Below are 15,467 nucleotides of genomic sequence, written 5' to 3' on the forward strand. Positions count from 1 at the left end.
GCGCCCAGGTACCTGGCGGAGGTACTTTAGTGCGCCTATTGAAAAAAATCCGGATTCGTGTCCTATTTCGGTTGGCTCGGGTGTCATAAGGATGTAGTTCAAAACATTCTTAAAAAACTTAACAGCGAAAAAAATGGAAGAATTCATGTTGATTTTCCGGCACGAAGACGGACAAAAGCAGGCCTCGCCCGAGCAGATGCAGCTCTGGATGAAGCAAACCATGGACTGGATCGGTGGGATCGCCGCCCAAAACAAGTACAGCGGCGGCAACGGCCTGCCCTTTGACGACGCGCGGGTACTTTGGTCCAACCAGCTCGTGACCAACGGTCCGTTTGGCGACATCAAGGAAACCATCGGCGGGTACATCATCGTCAAGGCCGAGTCGGCTGAAGAGGCCGTGGAGCTGGCCAGAGGCTGCCCGGTGCTGCAAGGCGAGGGCAACAGCGTCGAAATCCGGAAGATAGCCCGTGGCGACGAAAAACCCTAACCCTCAGGAGCCTCCGCGTCCAGGCGGGGGCTCCCAAAGTACCCATGCCGCGCGCCGAGCTACTTCCGCATTTGTTCCGGACCGAATTCAGGAAGATCGTTTCCGTGCTAGGCCGACGCCTGGGACTGGACCACCTTCAAGCCGCCGAAGACATCGCCAGCGATACGTTTTTGCTGGCCTACGAAAGCTGGCCGTACCAGGGCCTGCCCGAAAACCCCACCGCCTGGCTGTACGCCGTAGCGCAAAACAAGGCCAAAAACTACCTCCGGCGGCAGCAGCTATTCAACCAGAAAATGGCCCCGCACCTAGCACAAAGTACCCCCGAAGCACAGGAGCCCGAGCTGGATCTATCCGAAAAAAATATCCGCGATAGCCAGCTTCGGATGCTCTTTGCACTTTGCCACCCGAGCCTACCCGCCGAGGCGCAGGTAGGCCTGGCGCTGCGTATCCTGTGCGGATTTGGGATCGAAGAAATCGCCGATGCTTTTTTAACCCATAAGGAAACCATTAACAAGCGCCTTTACCGGGCCAGGGAAAAGCTTCGTCAGCAGCATTTTACGCCTGAAGTACCTTCCGAAACAGAAATGAGCCAACGACTGGCTTCGGTACTGACAACCCTCTACCTGCTTTTTAGCGAAGGCTACTACTCCGAAAGTCACAACCTGGTGCTGCGGGAAGATCTGTGCCTGGAGGCCATGCGGCTCACTTACCTTTTGATCGAGCATGAACCTACCAACCGCCCGCCCGTGCAGGCCCTGCTGGCGCTGATGTGCTTCCACGCCTCGCGTTTTGCCGCCCGAAAGAACGGAATCGGCGACCTGATTTTATACCAGGATCAGGACGAAACGCGATGGAATCAGGAACTGATCGCCAAAGGTACCTACTACCTCCACCAGGCCGCGCGCGGAAGTACCCTCAGCAAGTACCACCTGGAAGCCACCATTGCCTACTGGCACACGATCAAGGTCGACACGCCCGAGAAATGGGAGGCGATCTTGCAGCTGTATAACCAGTTACTGATCCTGGAGTACTCGCCCGTGGCGGCCCTCAACCGTACTTTCGCGCTGGCCAAAGTGCACGGAAACGAAAAAGCCATCCCCGAAGCCGAGAAGCTGCACCTAATTGATAATCAGTACTACTATGTACTTTTGGGGGAACTTTACCAAAAAATGGATGTAGAACAATCGCGAAGGTACTTTCAAAAGGCGCTCGCGCTGGCGAAGACGCCGCACGACCAGCACACCATCAAGCACAGGTTGGCGGCCCTGTAACTACCCAAAGTACCCTAAAAAGCTTCGCCAATGAACAAGTAAAAGCCCGGCCCTTCGCGGGTGAAGGCGGCGTCGAAGCGGGTGAAAATATCTTTTTTGGGAAAGAGTAAAAAACGCAGCCCGGCCCCACCAGACCACACCCACTTGCGGGTAGAGAAGCTGTTGAAATCCCGAAAGACGGTACCCGTTCCGGCAAAAACGGCAGCACCGAGGCGCTTGGAAAACTCCAAGGGAAGGAGGCGGTATTCCACTTGCGTGGCGATCATGTTGTTGTCGCGGTAGCGGCCCAGGTAGTAGCCCCGCATGATGTTTTCGCCCCCCAGCAGCGCCATCTGGTTGAAGGGCGTATCCCCAAAGCTAAATTGACCCAAGAGCTGGGCTGCGATCACATCGCGGGAGTTGGGCAAGGGTCGGAAAATCCGGTTATCCGAAATAACGGTGGTAAACGCATAATCACTCCCCCAGGCTTTAGCGTAGCGCAGCAGGGCCAGTTCCGAAAAGATACCCCGACGTACGTTGAGCACGTTATGGCGGTTGTCGTACACGACGCCTAGGCCAAACCCCAGGTTGGATGATCCCTCACTACCATTTGGTCGCTCAACGACGGTGGCTCCCTCGGCCGGCACAAACCGCACCGAGCTCATGCGCTGGAAATCTACCTGCACACCAAGGTACAAGCTTCCCGCAACTTTGCGCAGCGCTCGCTCCCGAATCAGCAACTGGTTGGCGTCTACCCGGGCCTGGTGCTCACGCGGTGAGTCGGGCCCCAGGCCGTGGTACAGCAACGGAAAGCTTTGAAAGCGGAAGCGCCCCAGAAAAAACCATTTGCTCTCATCGGTGTAGAGCGCGTGGTCAAACCAGATGCCGTACTGATTTTCCAGCGTAAAAAAAGTAAAACCGTTGATTTCGCTGAGGCGGTTGGCGGTGTCGCCCTTGGCGTAGTAGACGTATAAAGTACTCAGTCCAAACTCCCAGCTCGTTTCGGGCGCATAGGCCAGCGTAGGGTAAATCAGAAATTGCGGCCGGGAAGACTCAGTGGTGTCGTTTACCAGCCGGTTCCAGTAGTAGGAAATAATGCCGGATTTTTGGGCGTGCGCCTCGTACACGGCGTGGTATCCAAGCAATAGAAAGAGGAGCAGTAGTCGAATTTTCATGCAACAGCGTATAAAATGTCTGGGAGTAGCGGGCGGCTCTGGTAGGCAATCATTTGTATAACAAAGGTAGTTTTAAGCCTTTTTGTTCAAATAGCGCTCATTATCTTTACGCCCAGGTACCTTCCAGTGACGCAACGATATTTTTCCAAAGAGAACATGATAAAAACCCTGCCAGATCCCGCACCCATTACCCGTTTTCTGCGGGCTAAAGCCAGCTCCCATCTGCTGGTAGTAGCCGTGCATCATTTTGGACTCTTTGAGGTACTTCATAGAAGCCCTATGACGCGGTCGGAACTTGCGGAAATCCTGCAACTGACCGAGCGCCCCGCAATGGTACTTTTCCCGGCCCTTTGTGCCATGGGAATGCTACACGTCGATGCGGAAGAAAAACTACACCTCACCGAGCTAGGTACTTTGCTCACCGCCACGCATCCCCATAACCTGCTCGGCTACGTGGGCCTGGAAAAAGAAGATCCCGGCGTGCTGGAGCTCACGCAGTGGCTCCGCCACGACGGCCCACCCGAGGCCGCTACGGGCCTTTCCTACGTCATGGATGCCGACGCCCCCTCCCCCATGGATGATCCGGCCGCAGCCAGGTACTTTACCCTGGCCCTGGCCGGGCGGGCCAGGTACCTTGCGCCGCTCGTGGCCGGGCACCTGCCGCGTCATACGGGCCATTTGCTCGACGTAGCCGGTGGTACCGGCTTCTATACCTACGAATGGCTGCGCCTCAATCCCACGGCCCAGGCCACGCTTTTTGACCGGCCGGAGGTACTTCGGGTAGCTCAGGAGCTTCTGAGTGAATTCAGCAACAGCGGGCGCGACGGCGCAGCCAACGTGCGGGAACGGGTTACCTTTTTGGCGGGTGACATGCTCACCGACCCACTTCCGCCAACGGACCTCCTGCTGGCTGCCAGCCTCTTTCACGACTGGCCCACGGCCACTTGCCAGGCACTGGCTGCCAAATTTGCCCAGGTACTTCGGCCCGGCGGCGAGCTGTGGGTACACGATACGTTTCTGGACGATAGCCTGGATGGCCCGCTAGCCGCTACCGACTACTCGGCCATGCTCTTTATGGGTACCAAGGGGCGCCTGTACAGCCGGGCGGAGCACCGCGCTTGGTTGACGCAGGCCGGCCTCGTTACCAATCACGACACCCTCCCCACCGGCATGGACTACGGACTCCTCTACGCCCGCAAAGCCCGCTAGGTACTTGGCAGCGGCTCGGTGTGCGGGTAGAAACTAAGTACCCCGTTACTTTCCCTTTGACAGGGTACCTGACCTCTTTTGGCGTCCCTACCCAAAACCTATAACCGAACCTTGGCATGAAAAACATCTCCAGAAAAGAATTTCTACGAAACGCCTCACTTCTCGCGGGCGTTTCGATGCTTCCCGACTTCTCCTTCGCCACCCGCTCGGCTCCTTCCAAGATGAAGCTGGGCCTGGTAACTTACCAGTGGGGCAAAGACTGGGACGTACCCACGCTGATCAAGAACTGCGCGGCTTCCAAGATATTGGGGGTGGAGCTCCGCGTAGAACATGCCCACAAGGTCATGCCGGACTTGTCAGCCGCGCAACGCAAAGAGGTAAAAAAACGCTTTGCGGAAAGTCCGGTGAAAATTGTGGGCCTGGGTACCAATCAGCAATACGACTTTCCTGATCAGGCTAAGCTGCGTGAATCCATCGACATGACCAAGGAATTCATCAAGCTCAGCGCCGACGTGGGCGGCACGGGCGTGAAGGTGAAGCCCAACGGCTTTCATAAAGACGTGCCCCGCGAAAAAACCATCGAGCAGATTGGCCGTTCGCTCAACGAAATTGCCAAGTACGCCGCCGACTACGGCCAGCAGATCCGGCTGGAAGTACACGGCAACGTGACGCAGGAACTCCCCAACATCAAGGCCATTATGGATGTTTCCGATCATCCCAACTCTACCGTGTGTTGGAACTGCAATAAAGAGGACCTGATCGGGGAAGGATTGGTGCATAACTTCAACCTCGTGAAGGGCCGCTTCGGCGACACAGTACACGTGCGGGAACTTGACGACGCTGAGTATCCCTACCAGGAACTGATGAATCTTTTCGTGGGAATGAACTACGACGGCTGGATCTTGCTCGAATGCCGCACCGACCCGGCCGATAAAGTAAAGGCCCTCGTAGAGCAACGGCAAATTTTCCAGCAAATGGTCGCTAACGCCCAGAAGAAAGCCAAGTAGACTAGTTCGCGTTTGTTAAGCTAGTTCGCGTTTGCAACGCGAATCCCCGTGCCCAGCGTTTACAACGCGAAAAGAAGTAGCAGGAACCGTCCTGGTTCCTGCTACTTCTCAGACTTACGACCTTCCCTTACCCAGCGGGAACGGGAATTAAGGCGCAGCGTGTTCTTAAAGTACCTACCAACCAGACTTGCTTCGCATGGAGACGACAATGAATTTTCACACCCGCAAATGGGTAAAACCCGAAGATCTCAATCCCAACCAAAGCTTGTTTGGGGGCAGACTGCTGCAATGGATCGACGAGGAAGCCGCCCTGTATGCCATCATTCAGCTCGACAACCCGCACGTAGTCACCAAATTTATTTCGGAAATTAATTTCATATCCGCCCCCAAACAGGGCGACATCATCGAGATCGGCATCATGGCCACGGCTTTTGGTACTACTTCGCTGACAATGAAATGCGAGGTACGCAACAAGCTGAACCGCCAGAGTATCCTGACCATCGACAAGCTCGTTTTTGTAAACCTGGATCGTGACGGAAATCCGGTCCCGCACGGCAAGTCGGCCATTACCTACGTCAAGGACCGTTTTCCAGCCATGTAAATAAAGACCTAAGCTGGTACTTTACACATGTTCATACAAATGCTGGTACGCGTTTGCAACGCGTACCCATCCGAACAACGCGTTTAAAACGCGCCTTTAAAGTAGATCCATGCGTAAAACAACCGACCAAGTACCCAAGTACCCGCTGGAAGCTTTTTCACGGCACGAACCCGACCCGATCTTCTACGTTACGTCCCTGCAACAATTGGTGCTGGATTTTAAGGGCATCGACCGTCCTCACTCGCACACCTTCTACCTCGTGATGTGGATTCGGCGGGGCAGCGGTACCCACACCATCGACTTCAAAACCTACGACCTGGCCCCCAATCAACTTTACTTCCTCACTCCCGGCCAGGTGCACAGTTGGCAGCTTTCTGCCGACATGGAAGGCTATAACCTGTACTTTGACGCCCCCTTCTTTCGTAGCCGTTTTGGCGGCCGTTTGTTTCAATACCCTTTTTTTCATTCGCATCAGCACCAGCCACTCCTTGAAGTAGTAGAAAAACAGGCGGCTTTCTTCCAAGACATCATCCATGCTACCTACCTGGAATACCACCACCACCGCGCCACCAACCCCGAGCTCCTGGCCTCCTACGTACACATCTTGCTTGAAAACGCCACCCGGCTCTACAGCCAGCAGGTTGCCCCCACCGATACCCATTATTACGACCGGCTCCGCCAGTACGAAGAGCTGCTGGAGCAGCATTTTTTGTCAATACGTCAAGTAAAAGACTACGCCGCGCTCATGCACCTGAGCCCCAACCACCTCAACCATATCTGTCGGCAGCTCCTGAACAAAACGGCCAGTCAACTCTACCAGGAACGCCTGCTGGTGGAAGCGCAGCGCTTGCTCACGCATACGTCACAAACGGTGCAGGAAGTGGGGTACCTGCTGGGTTTTGAAGATCCCTCCTACTTTGTTCGGTTTTTCAAAAAACACACGGGTACTTCTCCGGCTCACTTCCGGCAGCAGCAAGTACCCCATCATTGATTTGTACCATAGGTACCCGTTTCTGTCCGCTCAAAATACGGGACCTAAGCGGTACTTTTGTATCAGTATCAAATCCAATGAAGCCATGATCCGTAACACCCGACTGTACAGTGTCTTGTTCAATAAATGTCCTCGCTGCCATACCGGTGCTTTCTTTGTGAGCAAAAGTGCTTATCGAAAAAACTTTGACGAAATGCACACCCACTGTCCGCACTGTGGCGAAAACTACGTTCCTGAGCCCGGTTTTTATTGGGGCTCCATGTACATGAGCTACGGGTTATACGTACTCTTTATGCTAGGTACTTTTCTGCTACTGGTGGTGGGGCTGGGCGTGGATGTAATGCATTACCTGCTTGGGCTTACGCCCGTGCTGGTGCTCCTGCTGCCATACTTTTTCCGCCTGGCCCGCCGGAGCTGGCTGGCCATTTTCATTGCCCCTGATCGTAGTGGACGGGGTACTGCCGCTACGGGGACGGAAGTTATGGATATTGAAAAGAACGCCGCCAGCTAAGTACCTCTTTCTCTAACTTTCTGGCCCGATCTCATGTACTTTAAAGGTACTTCACCAGCCAGCCAAGGATGCGCTGCTGGCGCTCGGTATAGGGCGGATACAGAAATCGCAGGGTACCAAACTTTCGCTTGACGACCCCTTTGGGATTGGAAAATTCCTGGAAACCATAAAAACCGTTGGACTTGCCAATCCCGCTGTTATTGACGCCTCCGAAGGGTAGCTCGTGGTGGCCAAATTGCGTAAGTACCTCGTTGACGAGCGCATTACCCGCGCTGATGTTCTTTAAGAAATAATCGGCGCGGGCAGCGCGGCGGCTATGAACGTACAAGGCCAGCGGTTTCGGCCTGGCATTTACATAATCCACCGCTTCTGTCGGTGTTTGGTAGGTTAACACCGGTAGAATAGGTCCAAAAATCTCCTCCTGCATCACTTTCATACGTTCGGTCACGTGGGTAAGTACCGTTGGCTGTAGGTACCTGTCAGCGGGGGTACTTTGCCCACCTACCGCCACCACCGCCCCCTGATTGAGGGCGTCGTCCAGGTACCTTTGCAGGCGTTCGAAGTGGTTCTGGTTCACAATGCGGGCGTAGTTCTCCGACGCCATCATTCCCCTTCCCTCCGGGTCGTACATGGCCCCGATCGCCCCCTTCAACTCGTCTACCAATTTGTCTTTTACCGAGTTGTGTACCAGCACGTAGTCGGGCGCAATGCAGGTTTGGCCGTTATTGAGGTACTTGCCCCAAGCCAGGGTTCGGGCCGTAGCGCGCAGGTCGGCGGTTTCGTCCACAATGGCGGGCGACTTCCCCCCCAGCTCCAGCGTCACGGAGGCCAAGTGCTCGGCGGCCGCTTTCATGACTATTTTCCCGATGGCCGGGCTTCCCGTAAAAAAGATATGATTGAAGGGTAGTTCCAGCAGCGCCTGTGCTACCGCGGCGTCGCCTTCTACCACCGCTACTTCTTCTTCCGCAAAGACGGCCTCAATCACTTTTCGCACAAAGGCCGACGAATGGGGCGTAAGCTCCGAGGGCTTCACCACGGCCACGCAGCCCGCCGCCACCGCCGACACGAGCGGCTTCAGCGCCAGGTTGATGGGGTAGTTCCAGGGTGCCATGATCAGGGCGTTGCCCTTGGCTTCGTACTGAACGTAGCCCGAAGTACCCAGCGCGCTCAGCGGCGTGGGTACCCGCTGCGGTTTCATCCAGCGCGGCAGGTGCTTGATGGTGTACTTGATCTCACTGGTCAGTACATAAATTTCGCCCAGTGTGGTTTCGGCGGCGGGTTTACGGAGGTCCGCATAGGTAGCCTGCCGGGCTTCTTCCTGATGCACCATGAGGTAGTCCAGCAGCTTTTTTAGCTTCTCGACGCGCTGCTCGGCGGTGGTTTGGGCCTGAGCGGCGGCCCGCAGGCGCTGCTTTTCAAAAAGTACCCTAAGCGCGGCAGGGGCGGCGAGTTCGGTCATGGGAGCATTCATAGAAGGTACTTTGGCTATAGTTCGGGGATAAAATGCAAAAAAAGCGCGAATGTTTACAAGAAAAATTCGGAATACTGTTGCATAAGTCCCATTTTACTAAAAATTTTGTCAAAACAAGCTACCTGGCTATCCGGCAAACGACACCATGAGTATTGTAAGCAACAATATAAAGTACCTGCGGCGGCTCAACGGCCTCACGCAGGAGCAATTTGCCCGCAAAATCGGCATTAAGCGCTCGTTGCTGGGCGCCTACGAGGAAGCCCGCGCCAACCCCAACCTCACCAACCTGAAGAACATGGCTTTGGCTTTTGGGATTTCGGTGGATAATTTGCTAAAAAATGACCTGCGCCGCGTGCGCGAAACGCCCAACCTGGGCTTACCGGCCAGCCCGACCAACCCGCTGCCGCCCCCGCCGCTCATGGCAGATCCGATGCCCCCGCAGCCTTTGTCGACCATCATTGATAAGTACCAGCGAGCCCGGCCTACGATCCGGCTGGTGTCGCGGCCGGTCATGCTTAAGCCGGTAGCGTACCAGGGTACTTCGCTGTCCCCCAATCCCCCGGCTCCTACCCGGAATGCCTACCAGCCTCCCCTTTTCAACAACCAGTACGAAGGCCAGCCAGCCAGCCGGGTAGCCACCACCTACGAAGAAAAAGCCCCCCCCCAACAAACCATCCAGTGGGTACGTGGTAGCCAGGCCGGAGAGTACCTGGCGCAGTACCAAAGTACGTCATTCCTCAATCGCCTACCCACGTTCCAGCTTCCTAACCTACCTTCGGGCCATTACCGGGCTTTCGAAGCGGGAAAGGATTTCTTGTTTCCGGGGGCGCTGTTAGTGGGGTCTTTTATCAAAAATTGGTACGACATTAAGGACGGCCGACAGTACGTGTTTGTGCTTCGCAACCACGGCATCGTGTACCGTAAGGCTTACAACCAGGTGAAGGTGAAGGGCCTGCTGCTGCTAAGCTCTGACATCGCTACCATCTCCAGCCTGGAAGTACCCATCGGCGAGGTACTGGAAGTGTGGGAGGTCAACGCTTTCGTGAGCCTGCAACTACCCGAACCCACGCCTTCGCTGGACCGGATCGGCCAGCTGGTGCAGGAGATGCAACGCGAGCTGGGCCAGCCGCGCGCTGGCTACTAAGCAGTTACGGGAGGTACTTTATGGAAAATACCGCCGTGAATTATGGCTGAGCCAAGCTACTAAACAACGCTTCGATCTTGGGAAGTACCTGGGTTTTGCGGCCCGGCTCCACCACGGATTGCCCCAGCATGTACCACAGGCCGTCGCCGGTGGTGAGGTAAGTACCGGGCCGGTGCGGTCGTTTTTCGGTGGCCTGGTCGGCCAGAAAGTCGGCCTCAAAAACGGTTTTCAGTACTTCCTGAAGCTCCGCCCAGGCTAGCTGTTTTGGCGGCTGGGTACCTACCTGCAGCCGAAAGGCCCGCTCCGCAAACGAAGCGTGCAGCGCCACCTCTACTTCCTCGTTTTGGATGCGCAGGTACTTCATTTCAAAGGGCAGCTCCCGGCCCGAAGCCTCAAACATAGCCTGGATAAATTCCTGTAAGAAGTACGCCCACACGTCGATGTTGGCCGGGTAGCGCACGGTTATTTTTTCCTCCGCCATCGTCGAAATCTCCACGAAAGCCTGGAGTTCGTCCTCGTCGGTCTCTTCCGAAAATTGACTGGACTTCACCAGCTTAGCCAACTCGGTGGCCCATACGGCGGGCAAAGTACCCTTCCAGACAAAATCATCGTTGAGCGTAAAGCCTTCGTCCAGAATTTCCTCCTCGTCCAGCTCTTCGCGGCCCAGGTACGTGAGCGTGTACTCAACGGACAGCCCGGCATTTGCTTTAGGGACAACTTGTAAGGTATAAAAATGCGCGTGTGGCGCGGGTACCACGGGGGCGGTTTGGTACTTTATGGTAATTTCGTCGTAGGGAAATGTCATGGATACGGGGCCAAAAGGCGATGGATGCCCCGCAAAGGTAACGTAAATGCCCTTAATTCGGAACGCCACGGCGGTACCTTTACGGGCTGCGCCGCAGGGAGGCCCGGCGCGCTAGTACTTCGTTCGTGATCATCCAGAGAATGGTGACGAAAAGAAACGTGTACAGGTAGTAGGTGCTCAGAAAAGGAGAGCGGACCAAGTACAGCGGATTGTTGGAAAAAGCGTGCACCAGCGTGACGAAGTAAATATTGCGAGTGGCCATGTACACAAACAAAAAAGCCAGCCCGTACAGAAAAGGCCCGCGCAGTGCCTGAGTGAGGGAAGAAAGCTCCGTGTGGTCGCGAAAAAGGTAGGCCGAGACGTGCGCAATACTAAATAGAAACGTCACCGCTACCCCCAAAAGCAGGATTTGCTGCGTCGAAAACCCGCGGATTTGCCCGTAACGCACGGGTACGTGCCGGTACACAAATTCTTCCAGCAGCGCATTAGGTACCGAATTGAAGAGAAAAATAAGCCCGAACTTCAGGACGCGGTCCGCCGTAGGGTACTTGAGGCTAGTGCCGGTACCCAACGTAGTGCACGCCTGGGTGAGCCCCCACACCACCAGCCCCACACCCAGCGCCACCAGCAGCTTAGAGCCCGTAAAGGTACTGGCCAGCCGCAGCTGTGGGCGGTACGGCTGAATGAGCCGCGCAATCAGCAGCGTTTGGAGCACCAAAATAAGTACCCCCAGCAGCAGCGCCTGCCGCCAATCCTGCCAGAGGTGCTGCCCCCAGCTGGTCAAAAAGATCAGATTGACAGCGTTGGCAAACAGCCCGTTGATGATCAAAATTCGCAACAGATCTTTTAATGTCATGGGTACTTACGGGGTACTTTTCATATACTGTGAGCCAAACGCGGGCTGGTACTTATTCTTTTCTGCTTGCCCAGAACGCCGCGGCTGTTTTGGGTTTATCCACTTTACCGGTTGGGGTTCTGATCAGTTCCGGCACGCTATACATTTTTTTGGGTACTTCGTAAGCCGAAAGTACCTCCCGCAGCCGGGAAAGTACCTCGGCTTCGGGAAAAGGTACCTGGAGGTATTCTACAAAAAGTACCAGCTTTTGCCCCAGTACTTCATCGGGCTCGTGCCAACAAAAAAACGCCTCGGCCCTGCCCAGCTCATAAAGTACCTTTTCTACGCCCCGATCTACCTTTTCGAGCTGAATTTTAACGCCGCCGGAGTTGATAATGTTGTCGGCCCGGCCCAGCCAGCGGAAGGTACCTTCCGGGCCAAGCGCCACGCGGTCGTTGGTTTGTACCACTTCGCCGCGCGTTACCGCGCCTGCCACGTACAGGCAGCCTCGCGCGTCGGTACCGTACGTAAGGCCTTCCAGCAGGCGGTACGCCTCGCTGGCCGTGGGGCCGTTCAGAGCCCGCAACGCCACGTGCGACACCGTTTCGGTCATGCCGTAGCTCTGGTACACAGGTACATTTAGCCGTTTTATTTCTTCTGCCAATGACGCGGAAACGGGCGCGCCGCCCAGTAGTATTTTCCCCAACCGCCCGACGGCCTCTTGGGTACTTGGGTTAGCCAGGATGGCGCCGAGCTGCAGGGGGACCAAGGGTGTAAAGTCAAACGACATTTCCCCGGGCAGATCCAGTAAGGGATTGGCTACGGGCTCCCGTAGGGTCAGCTCCCAGTCCAGCACCAGCGCCCGCACCAGCATCATGAGGCCACCAATGTACCCTACGTGCAGGCTGGCCAGCGCCTGGGTACCTGGCCCCAGGTGCAGGGCCGCTCCCGTCTGACGAGCGCTGCTCTCGAGCTGGACGCGGCTCAGCCGGATGGCCTTGGGCGTACCCGTGGAGCCGGAGGTATGCACCACAAACTCATCCTGCCCCGCCAGCCAGCTTTGGGCAAAGGCGTAGGCTCTTTGAAAGTAGGGGTGCTCGGGCGGCGGGTACCCGGCGGCCAGCTGCGCGCGGCTTGTACTCCAGATCATCCCCACGCGTTCAGGATATTGATGAATAATTCAATCGCCGCTTGTTTCATTTTTTAATTTTAACTCTTTGTATACCAATAAAAACAAATTGAAGCCCCCTGTACTCAATGCAAACTACCCCGGAAAGGCACCTCCCCACTCCTTTTTTTAAAGCCGTTGCTGCTGGCCCCCTTTCAAGTACCCTTTGCTAATTTACCTTCCTGCCCAATGCCCCTTGCCCGCTGCCAAGTACACGGGCAAGATAAACAAATGTTTTTGACGGAAATCCAAACAATCCGTACTTTCGGCGGTCTATTTAGAAAAAAGACATGTTAGAGTTCGAGTCAGACGACGAAAAAATAGCCCAGAACCCCGGCCTGATGGAATACGCCCACACGGCGGGTGGCGCGGTGATCCGCCCCGAAGACCAGGGCAAGGTGAAGGGGCGAGCGGTGCTAGCAATGCGGCAGCAAACAGACATGCAGATGGCTCAGCTGTACCAGCAAATGCAGCTCCTGGCCGAGCAAGCCAAGGCCATTCGGCAACGGGTGGACGTGTCGGAGCGGATTTACTCGGCCCAGATGAGCTTCGAGCCGTTGATTGGGAATACTTACTACCTGTACGAGCGCACCGACGGCACCGACGTACTTTCGCTTATCGGGCCCGGCGAATGGGGCCGGTCCCGGCCGTTTAAGCAATTTGTGGCGACGGTGCGTCTGCTGGCCGACCACACCTGGGACGTAAGCTATACCGACGGGTCGGCAGCGTAAATCCAAAGTACCTGGCCGGGTACCTATATCCACCATTATTTAAGGAAAGTTTGGCAAATACTACCCTCTATAAAAGTACCCTCAATGAACTACTGGATTGTAAAATCAGAGCCCTTCAAATATTCCTGGGAGCATTTCGTTAGTCAAAAGCGCGCCGTCTGGGATGGAGTTCGTAACTACCAGGCCCGGAACAACCTGATGGCCATGCGTGAAAACGACCTGGTACTTTTCTACCACAGCAACGAAGGCAAAGAAGTAGTAGGGCTGGCCAAGGTAGTACGAGAGCACTACCCCGACCCTACCACCGACGACACCCGCTGGGTAGTGGTAGACCTGGAGCCCGTGGAACGCCTTCCCAAGCCCGTTGGCCTGGCCCAGCTCAAGGCCGACGAACGGCTGCGGGACATGGCCCTCATTCGTCAGTCGAGGTTATCGGTACTTCCCCTACGGCATGAAGAATTTGATTTAATTGTTGGTTTAGCTCATGAGCACTAGCAGGTTTTTAACCCAGGCAGCATCAGCGATGCTGCTCCTCTTTTTATTTTTGCCAGGTACTTCCCCGGCTCAGGGCGTAAAGCGCATCGAGCTGCCCCTCAACGGCGATCACGATGCGTACCAAACCATTCCGCTGGGGAACAAAGGGGTACTTTTGGTCTCGCAACCGTCCAAACATACGTACAACGTTCAGAAATTTGACACGAATCTCGAACGGGAATGGTCCATCGACGGCTCCATCAAGCAGAACCTCGACTACGTAGCCTCTACCTACGACGGTCAGGCGGTTTTTTTATTATTCAGCCGCTTTCGTAGCTCCATCTACCAGATCGTGAAAGTAAACATTGGGCCGGGCTTCGTCGAAACCTTCACGATCAACACCCTGGACCGTTTCCAGATTACCGATTTTAAAACGCTGGGGTACTCGCTATTCATGGCGGGCATGGTACGCAACGAGCCGGTGCTGGTTTATACCGATTTGAATACCCTAAAAACCAAAGTACTACCCTCGGCTATTAAAGGGTCCAGCGCCATTCAGGCCATCGAGATCGATACCACACACCGGCTGGTGAACGTCAGCTTTGCGGTTAAGAAAGGCCGCCAAACCAAGATCGTGGCGCACGCCTACGACGAAACGGGCCAGCTCTACACCCAGGTGTCGGTAGATCCCGAGGATGATTACTCCCTGCTGAGTGGCCGCCTACAGGTCATGAACGATTCGGTTCGGTACGTGATAGGTACCTACGGCTACCGCAACATGCAAACGGCCCAGGCCGCGGCTTCGCAGGGACTGTATATCAGCAAGATCGTGAGCGATCGAGTTGCTTTCACCCAGTACCACAGCTTTACCGACTTCCGGAATTTCTTTAAATTCATGAACGAGCGCCAGCAAGAAAAAATGGAGCGCCGGATCGTCAAAAAGAAGGAAGCCGGTGGTGATGTGAAGCTAAACTACCGCCTGCTGGTGCACGACATCATCCCCAAAGACAACCAATTCATCCTGGTGTCGGAAGTCTTTTACCCCGAGTACCGCTATCAGAATCCTTCGATGATGGGCATGGGTACCTACTACGGCAATCCCTGGATGTTTGGGTCGCCGCTGGGAGGAGGACTCTACAATCCGTGGATGTGGAATCCGCTCTATGGAAACCGCGGCGCATACAGCCAGCAGGTATTTGATGGCTTTGTGTATACCCACGCCGTGGTAGCGGGTTTTGACCAAAACGGACGACTAATCTGGGACAACAGCATCAATTTTAATAACATCAAGAACATGGAGCTGCGCGAGAAAATCAACGTGCAAAGTACCGACAACGGACGCACGCAGCTCGTGTACAGCCAGAATGGGGCTATTCTTAGCAAAATAATCCAGGGTGAATCGGTGGTAGACACCGACCGTAAAGTACCCCTGGAGACCAGCCTGGAAGGCGACAAAGTCCGGAAAACAACCACCGACGACGTAGACCACTGGTTCGACAACTACTACCTGGCCTGGGGCGAACAACGGATCACCAATGCCTCCGCGGGAGACGCCCAAAGCCGCGGCCGCCGCACCGTATTTTATCTCAACAAAATATCCTTTTAATC

The 15,467-nt window shown here is 55.3% G+C and carries 16 protein-coding genes; 11 read left to right on the forward strand and 5 right to left on the reverse strand.

From position 1 onward, the window contains the following. Nucleotides 1-133: 133 nt before the first annotated feature. A complete protein-coding gene (locus HNQ92_RS07025; RefSeq protein WP_184172577.1) occupies nt 134-487 on the forward strand; it encodes a YciI family protein in 354 nt (117 codons plus the stop codon). Nucleotides 488-531: 44 nt separating this feature from the next. Next, complete coding sequence (locus HNQ92_RS07030) at nt 532-1,758, forward strand: RNA polymerase sigma factor (RefSeq protein ID WP_184172578.1); 1,227 nt, start codon at nt 532-534, stop codon at nt 1,756-1,758. A 14-nt stretch (nt 1,759-1,772) separates the two neighbouring features. On the opposite strand, the gene HNQ92_RS07035 is transcribed toward HNQ92_RS07030, so the two are convergent. Then, entirely contained in the window at nt 1,773-2,912 is a 1,140-nt protein-coding gene (locus HNQ92_RS07035; protein ID WP_184172580.1) for a BamA/TamA family outer membrane protein, read from the reverse strand. Between the two features lie 156 nt (nt 2,913-3,068). Here HNQ92_RS07035 and HNQ92_RS07040 point away from each other — a divergent pair, with 156 nt between their 5' ends. The 5 genes from HNQ92_RS07040 to HNQ92_RS07060 all read left to right on the forward strand — a co-directional run bounded on the left by HNQ92_RS07040 (nt 3,069) and on the right by HNQ92_RS07060 (nt 7,231). Further along, nucleotides 3,069-4,121 carry a methyltransferase gene (locus tag HNQ92_RS07040; protein WP_184172585.1) on the forward strand — a complete coding sequence of 351 codons (1,053 nt, stop codon included), beginning with the start codon at nt 3,069-3,071 and terminating at the stop codon, nt 4,119-4,121. 116 nt (nt 4,122-4,237) lie between these two features. Then, the gene (locus HNQ92_RS07045; RefSeq protein WP_184172587.1) at nt 4,238-5,128 is read left to right on the forward strand and encodes a sugar phosphate isomerase/epimerase family protein; all 891 of its coding nucleotides are present in this window, start codon (nt 4,238-4,240) and stop codon (nt 5,126-5,128) included. Nucleotides 5,129-5,324: 196 nt separating this feature from the next. Then, nucleotides 5,325-5,729, forward strand: a complete 405-nt coding sequence (locus HNQ92_RS07050) for an acyl-CoA thioesterase (protein ID WP_246439735.1) — start codon at nt 5,325-5,327, stop codon at nt 5,727-5,729. Between the two features lie 109 nt (nt 5,730-5,838). Then, nucleotides 5,839-6,720, forward strand: coding sequence for a helix-turn-helix domain-containing protein (locus HNQ92_RS07055; RefSeq protein WP_184172589.1), 882 nt, complete (start codon nt 5,839-5,841; stop codon nt 6,718-6,720). A gap of 85 nt (nt 6,721-6,805) precedes the next feature. Further along, nucleotides 6,806-7,231 carry a DUF983 domain-containing protein gene (locus tag HNQ92_RS07060; protein WP_184172591.1) on the forward strand — a complete coding sequence of 142 codons (426 nt, stop codon included), beginning with the start codon at nt 6,806-6,808 and terminating at the stop codon, nt 7,229-7,231. A 40-nt stretch (nt 7,232-7,271) separates the two neighbouring features. Here the strand turns inward: HNQ92_RS07060 and HNQ92_RS07065 are convergent, their stop codons facing one another. Next, nucleotides 7,272-8,768: an aldehyde dehydrogenase family protein gene (locus HNQ92_RS07065; protein ID WP_343062978.1), complete on the reverse strand. Its 1,497-nt coding sequence runs from the start codon at nt 8,766-8,768 to the stop codon at nt 7,272-7,274. A 79-nt stretch (nt 8,769-8,847) separates the two neighbouring features. Between HNQ92_RS07065 and HNQ92_RS07070 the strand changes: the two genes are divergently transcribed. Beyond that, nucleotides 8,848-9,846 carry a helix-turn-helix transcriptional regulator gene (locus tag HNQ92_RS07070; RefSeq protein WP_184172596.1) on the forward strand — a complete coding sequence of 333 codons (999 nt, stop codon included), beginning with the start codon at nt 8,848-8,850 and terminating at the stop codon, nt 9,844-9,846. A 40-nt stretch (nt 9,847-9,886) separates the two neighbouring features. Here the strand turns inward: HNQ92_RS07070 and HNQ92_RS07075 are convergent, their stop codons facing one another. The 3 genes from HNQ92_RS07075 to HNQ92_RS07085 all read right to left on the reverse strand — a co-directional run bounded on the left by HNQ92_RS07075 (nt 9,887) and on the right by HNQ92_RS07085 (nt 12,636). Then, nucleotides 9,887-10,651: a hypothetical protein gene (locus HNQ92_RS07075; protein WP_184172598.1), complete on the reverse strand. Its 765-nt coding sequence runs from the start codon at nt 10,649-10,651 to the stop codon at nt 9,887-9,889. 79 nt (nt 10,652-10,730) lie between these two features. After that, on the reverse strand, nt 10,731-11,507 hold the full coding sequence (locus tag HNQ92_RS07080) for a CPBP family glutamic-type intramembrane protease (RefSeq protein WP_184172600.1): 777 nt from the start codon (nt 11,505-11,507) through the stop codon (nt 10,731-10,733). Between the two features lie 52 nt (nt 11,508-11,559). After that, entirely contained in the window at nt 11,560-12,636 is a 1,077-nt protein-coding gene (locus tag HNQ92_RS07085) for an AMP-binding protein (protein ID WP_184172602.1), read from the reverse strand. 308 nt (nt 12,637-12,944) lie between these two features. Here HNQ92_RS07085 and HNQ92_RS07090 point away from each other — a divergent pair, with 308 nt between their 5' ends. The 3 genes from HNQ92_RS07090 (at nt 12,945) to HNQ92_RS07100 (ending at nt 15,465) form a co-directional block, all read left to right on the forward strand. After that, on the forward strand, nt 12,945-13,385 hold the full coding sequence (locus HNQ92_RS07090) for a DUF2452 domain-containing protein (RefSeq protein WP_184172604.1): 441 nt from the start codon (nt 12,945-12,947) through the stop codon (nt 13,383-13,385). A gap of 84 nt (nt 13,386-13,469) precedes the next feature. Next, a complete protein-coding gene (locus HNQ92_RS07095) occupies nt 13,470-13,880 on the forward strand; it encodes an EVE domain-containing protein (protein ID WP_184172606.1) in 411 nt (136 codons plus the stop codon). A gap of 28 nt (nt 13,881-13,908) precedes the next feature. Continuing rightward, nucleotides 13,909-15,465, forward strand: a complete 1,557-nt coding sequence (locus HNQ92_RS07100; RefSeq protein WP_246439736.1) for a hypothetical protein — start codon at nt 13,909-13,911, stop codon at nt 15,463-15,465. Nucleotides 15,466-15,467 lie beyond the last annotated feature (2 nt).

Origin of the sequence: Rhabdobacter roseus (assembly GCF_014202275.1) — a bacterium.
Lineage (GTDB): Bacteria > Bacteroidota > Bacteroidia > Cytophagales > Spirosomataceae > Rhabdobacter > Rhabdobacter roseus.

Bases quoted from the DNA above. Each gene is read 5' to 3' on its own strand.
- HNQ92_RS07025 (WP_184172577.1), top strand. From the start codon at position 134: ATGGAAGAATTCATGTTGATTTTCCGGCACGAAGACGGACAAAAGCAG.
- HNQ92_RS07030 (WP_184172578.1), top strand. From the start codon at position 532: ATGCCGCGCGCCGAGCTACTTCCGCATTTGTTCCGGACCGAATTCAGG.
- HNQ92_RS07035 (WP_184172580.1), bottom strand. From the start codon at position 2,912: ATGAAAATTCGACTACTGCTCCTCTTTCTATTGCTTGGATACCACGCC.
- HNQ92_RS07040 (WP_184172585.1), top strand. From the start codon at position 3,069: ATGATAAAAACCCTGCCAGATCCCGCACCCATTACCCGTTTTCTGCGG.
- HNQ92_RS07045 (WP_184172587.1), top strand. From the start codon at position 4,238: ATGAAAAACATCTCCAGAAAAGAATTTCTACGAAACGCCTCACTTCTC.
- HNQ92_RS07050 (WP_246439735.1), top strand. From the start codon at position 5,325: ATGGAGACGACAATGAATTTTCACACCCGCAAATGGGTAAAACCCGAA.
- HNQ92_RS07055 (WP_184172589.1), top strand. From the start codon at position 5,839: ATGCGTAAAACAACCGACCAAGTACCCAAGTACCCGCTGGAAGCTTTT.
- HNQ92_RS07060 (WP_184172591.1), top strand. From the start codon at position 6,806: ATGATCCGTAACACCCGACTGTACAGTGTCTTGTTCAATAAATGTCCT.
- HNQ92_RS07070 (WP_184172596.1), top strand. From the start codon at position 8,848: ATGAGTATTGTAAGCAACAATATAAAGTACCTGCGGCGGCTCAACGGC.
- HNQ92_RS07075 (WP_184172598.1), bottom strand. From the start codon at position 10,651: ATGACATTTCCCTACGACGAAATTACCATAAAGTACCAAACCGCCCCC.
- HNQ92_RS07080 (WP_184172600.1), bottom strand. From the start codon at position 11,507: ATGACATTAAAAGATCTGTTGCGAATTTTGATCATCAACGGGCTGTTT.
- HNQ92_RS07085 (WP_184172602.1), bottom strand. From the start codon at position 12,636: ATGATCTGGAGTACAAGCCGCGCGCAGCTGGCCGCCGGGTACCCGCCG.
- HNQ92_RS07090 (WP_184172604.1), top strand. From the start codon at position 12,945: ATGTTAGAGTTCGAGTCAGACGACGAAAAAATAGCCCAGAACCCCGGC.
- HNQ92_RS07095 (WP_184172606.1), top strand. From the start codon at position 13,470: ATGAACTACTGGATTGTAAAATCAGAGCCCTTCAAATATTCCTGGGAG.
- HNQ92_RS07100 (WP_246439736.1), top strand. From the start codon at position 13,909: ATGCTGCTCCTCTTTTTATTTTTGCCAGGTACTTCCCCGGCTCAGGGC.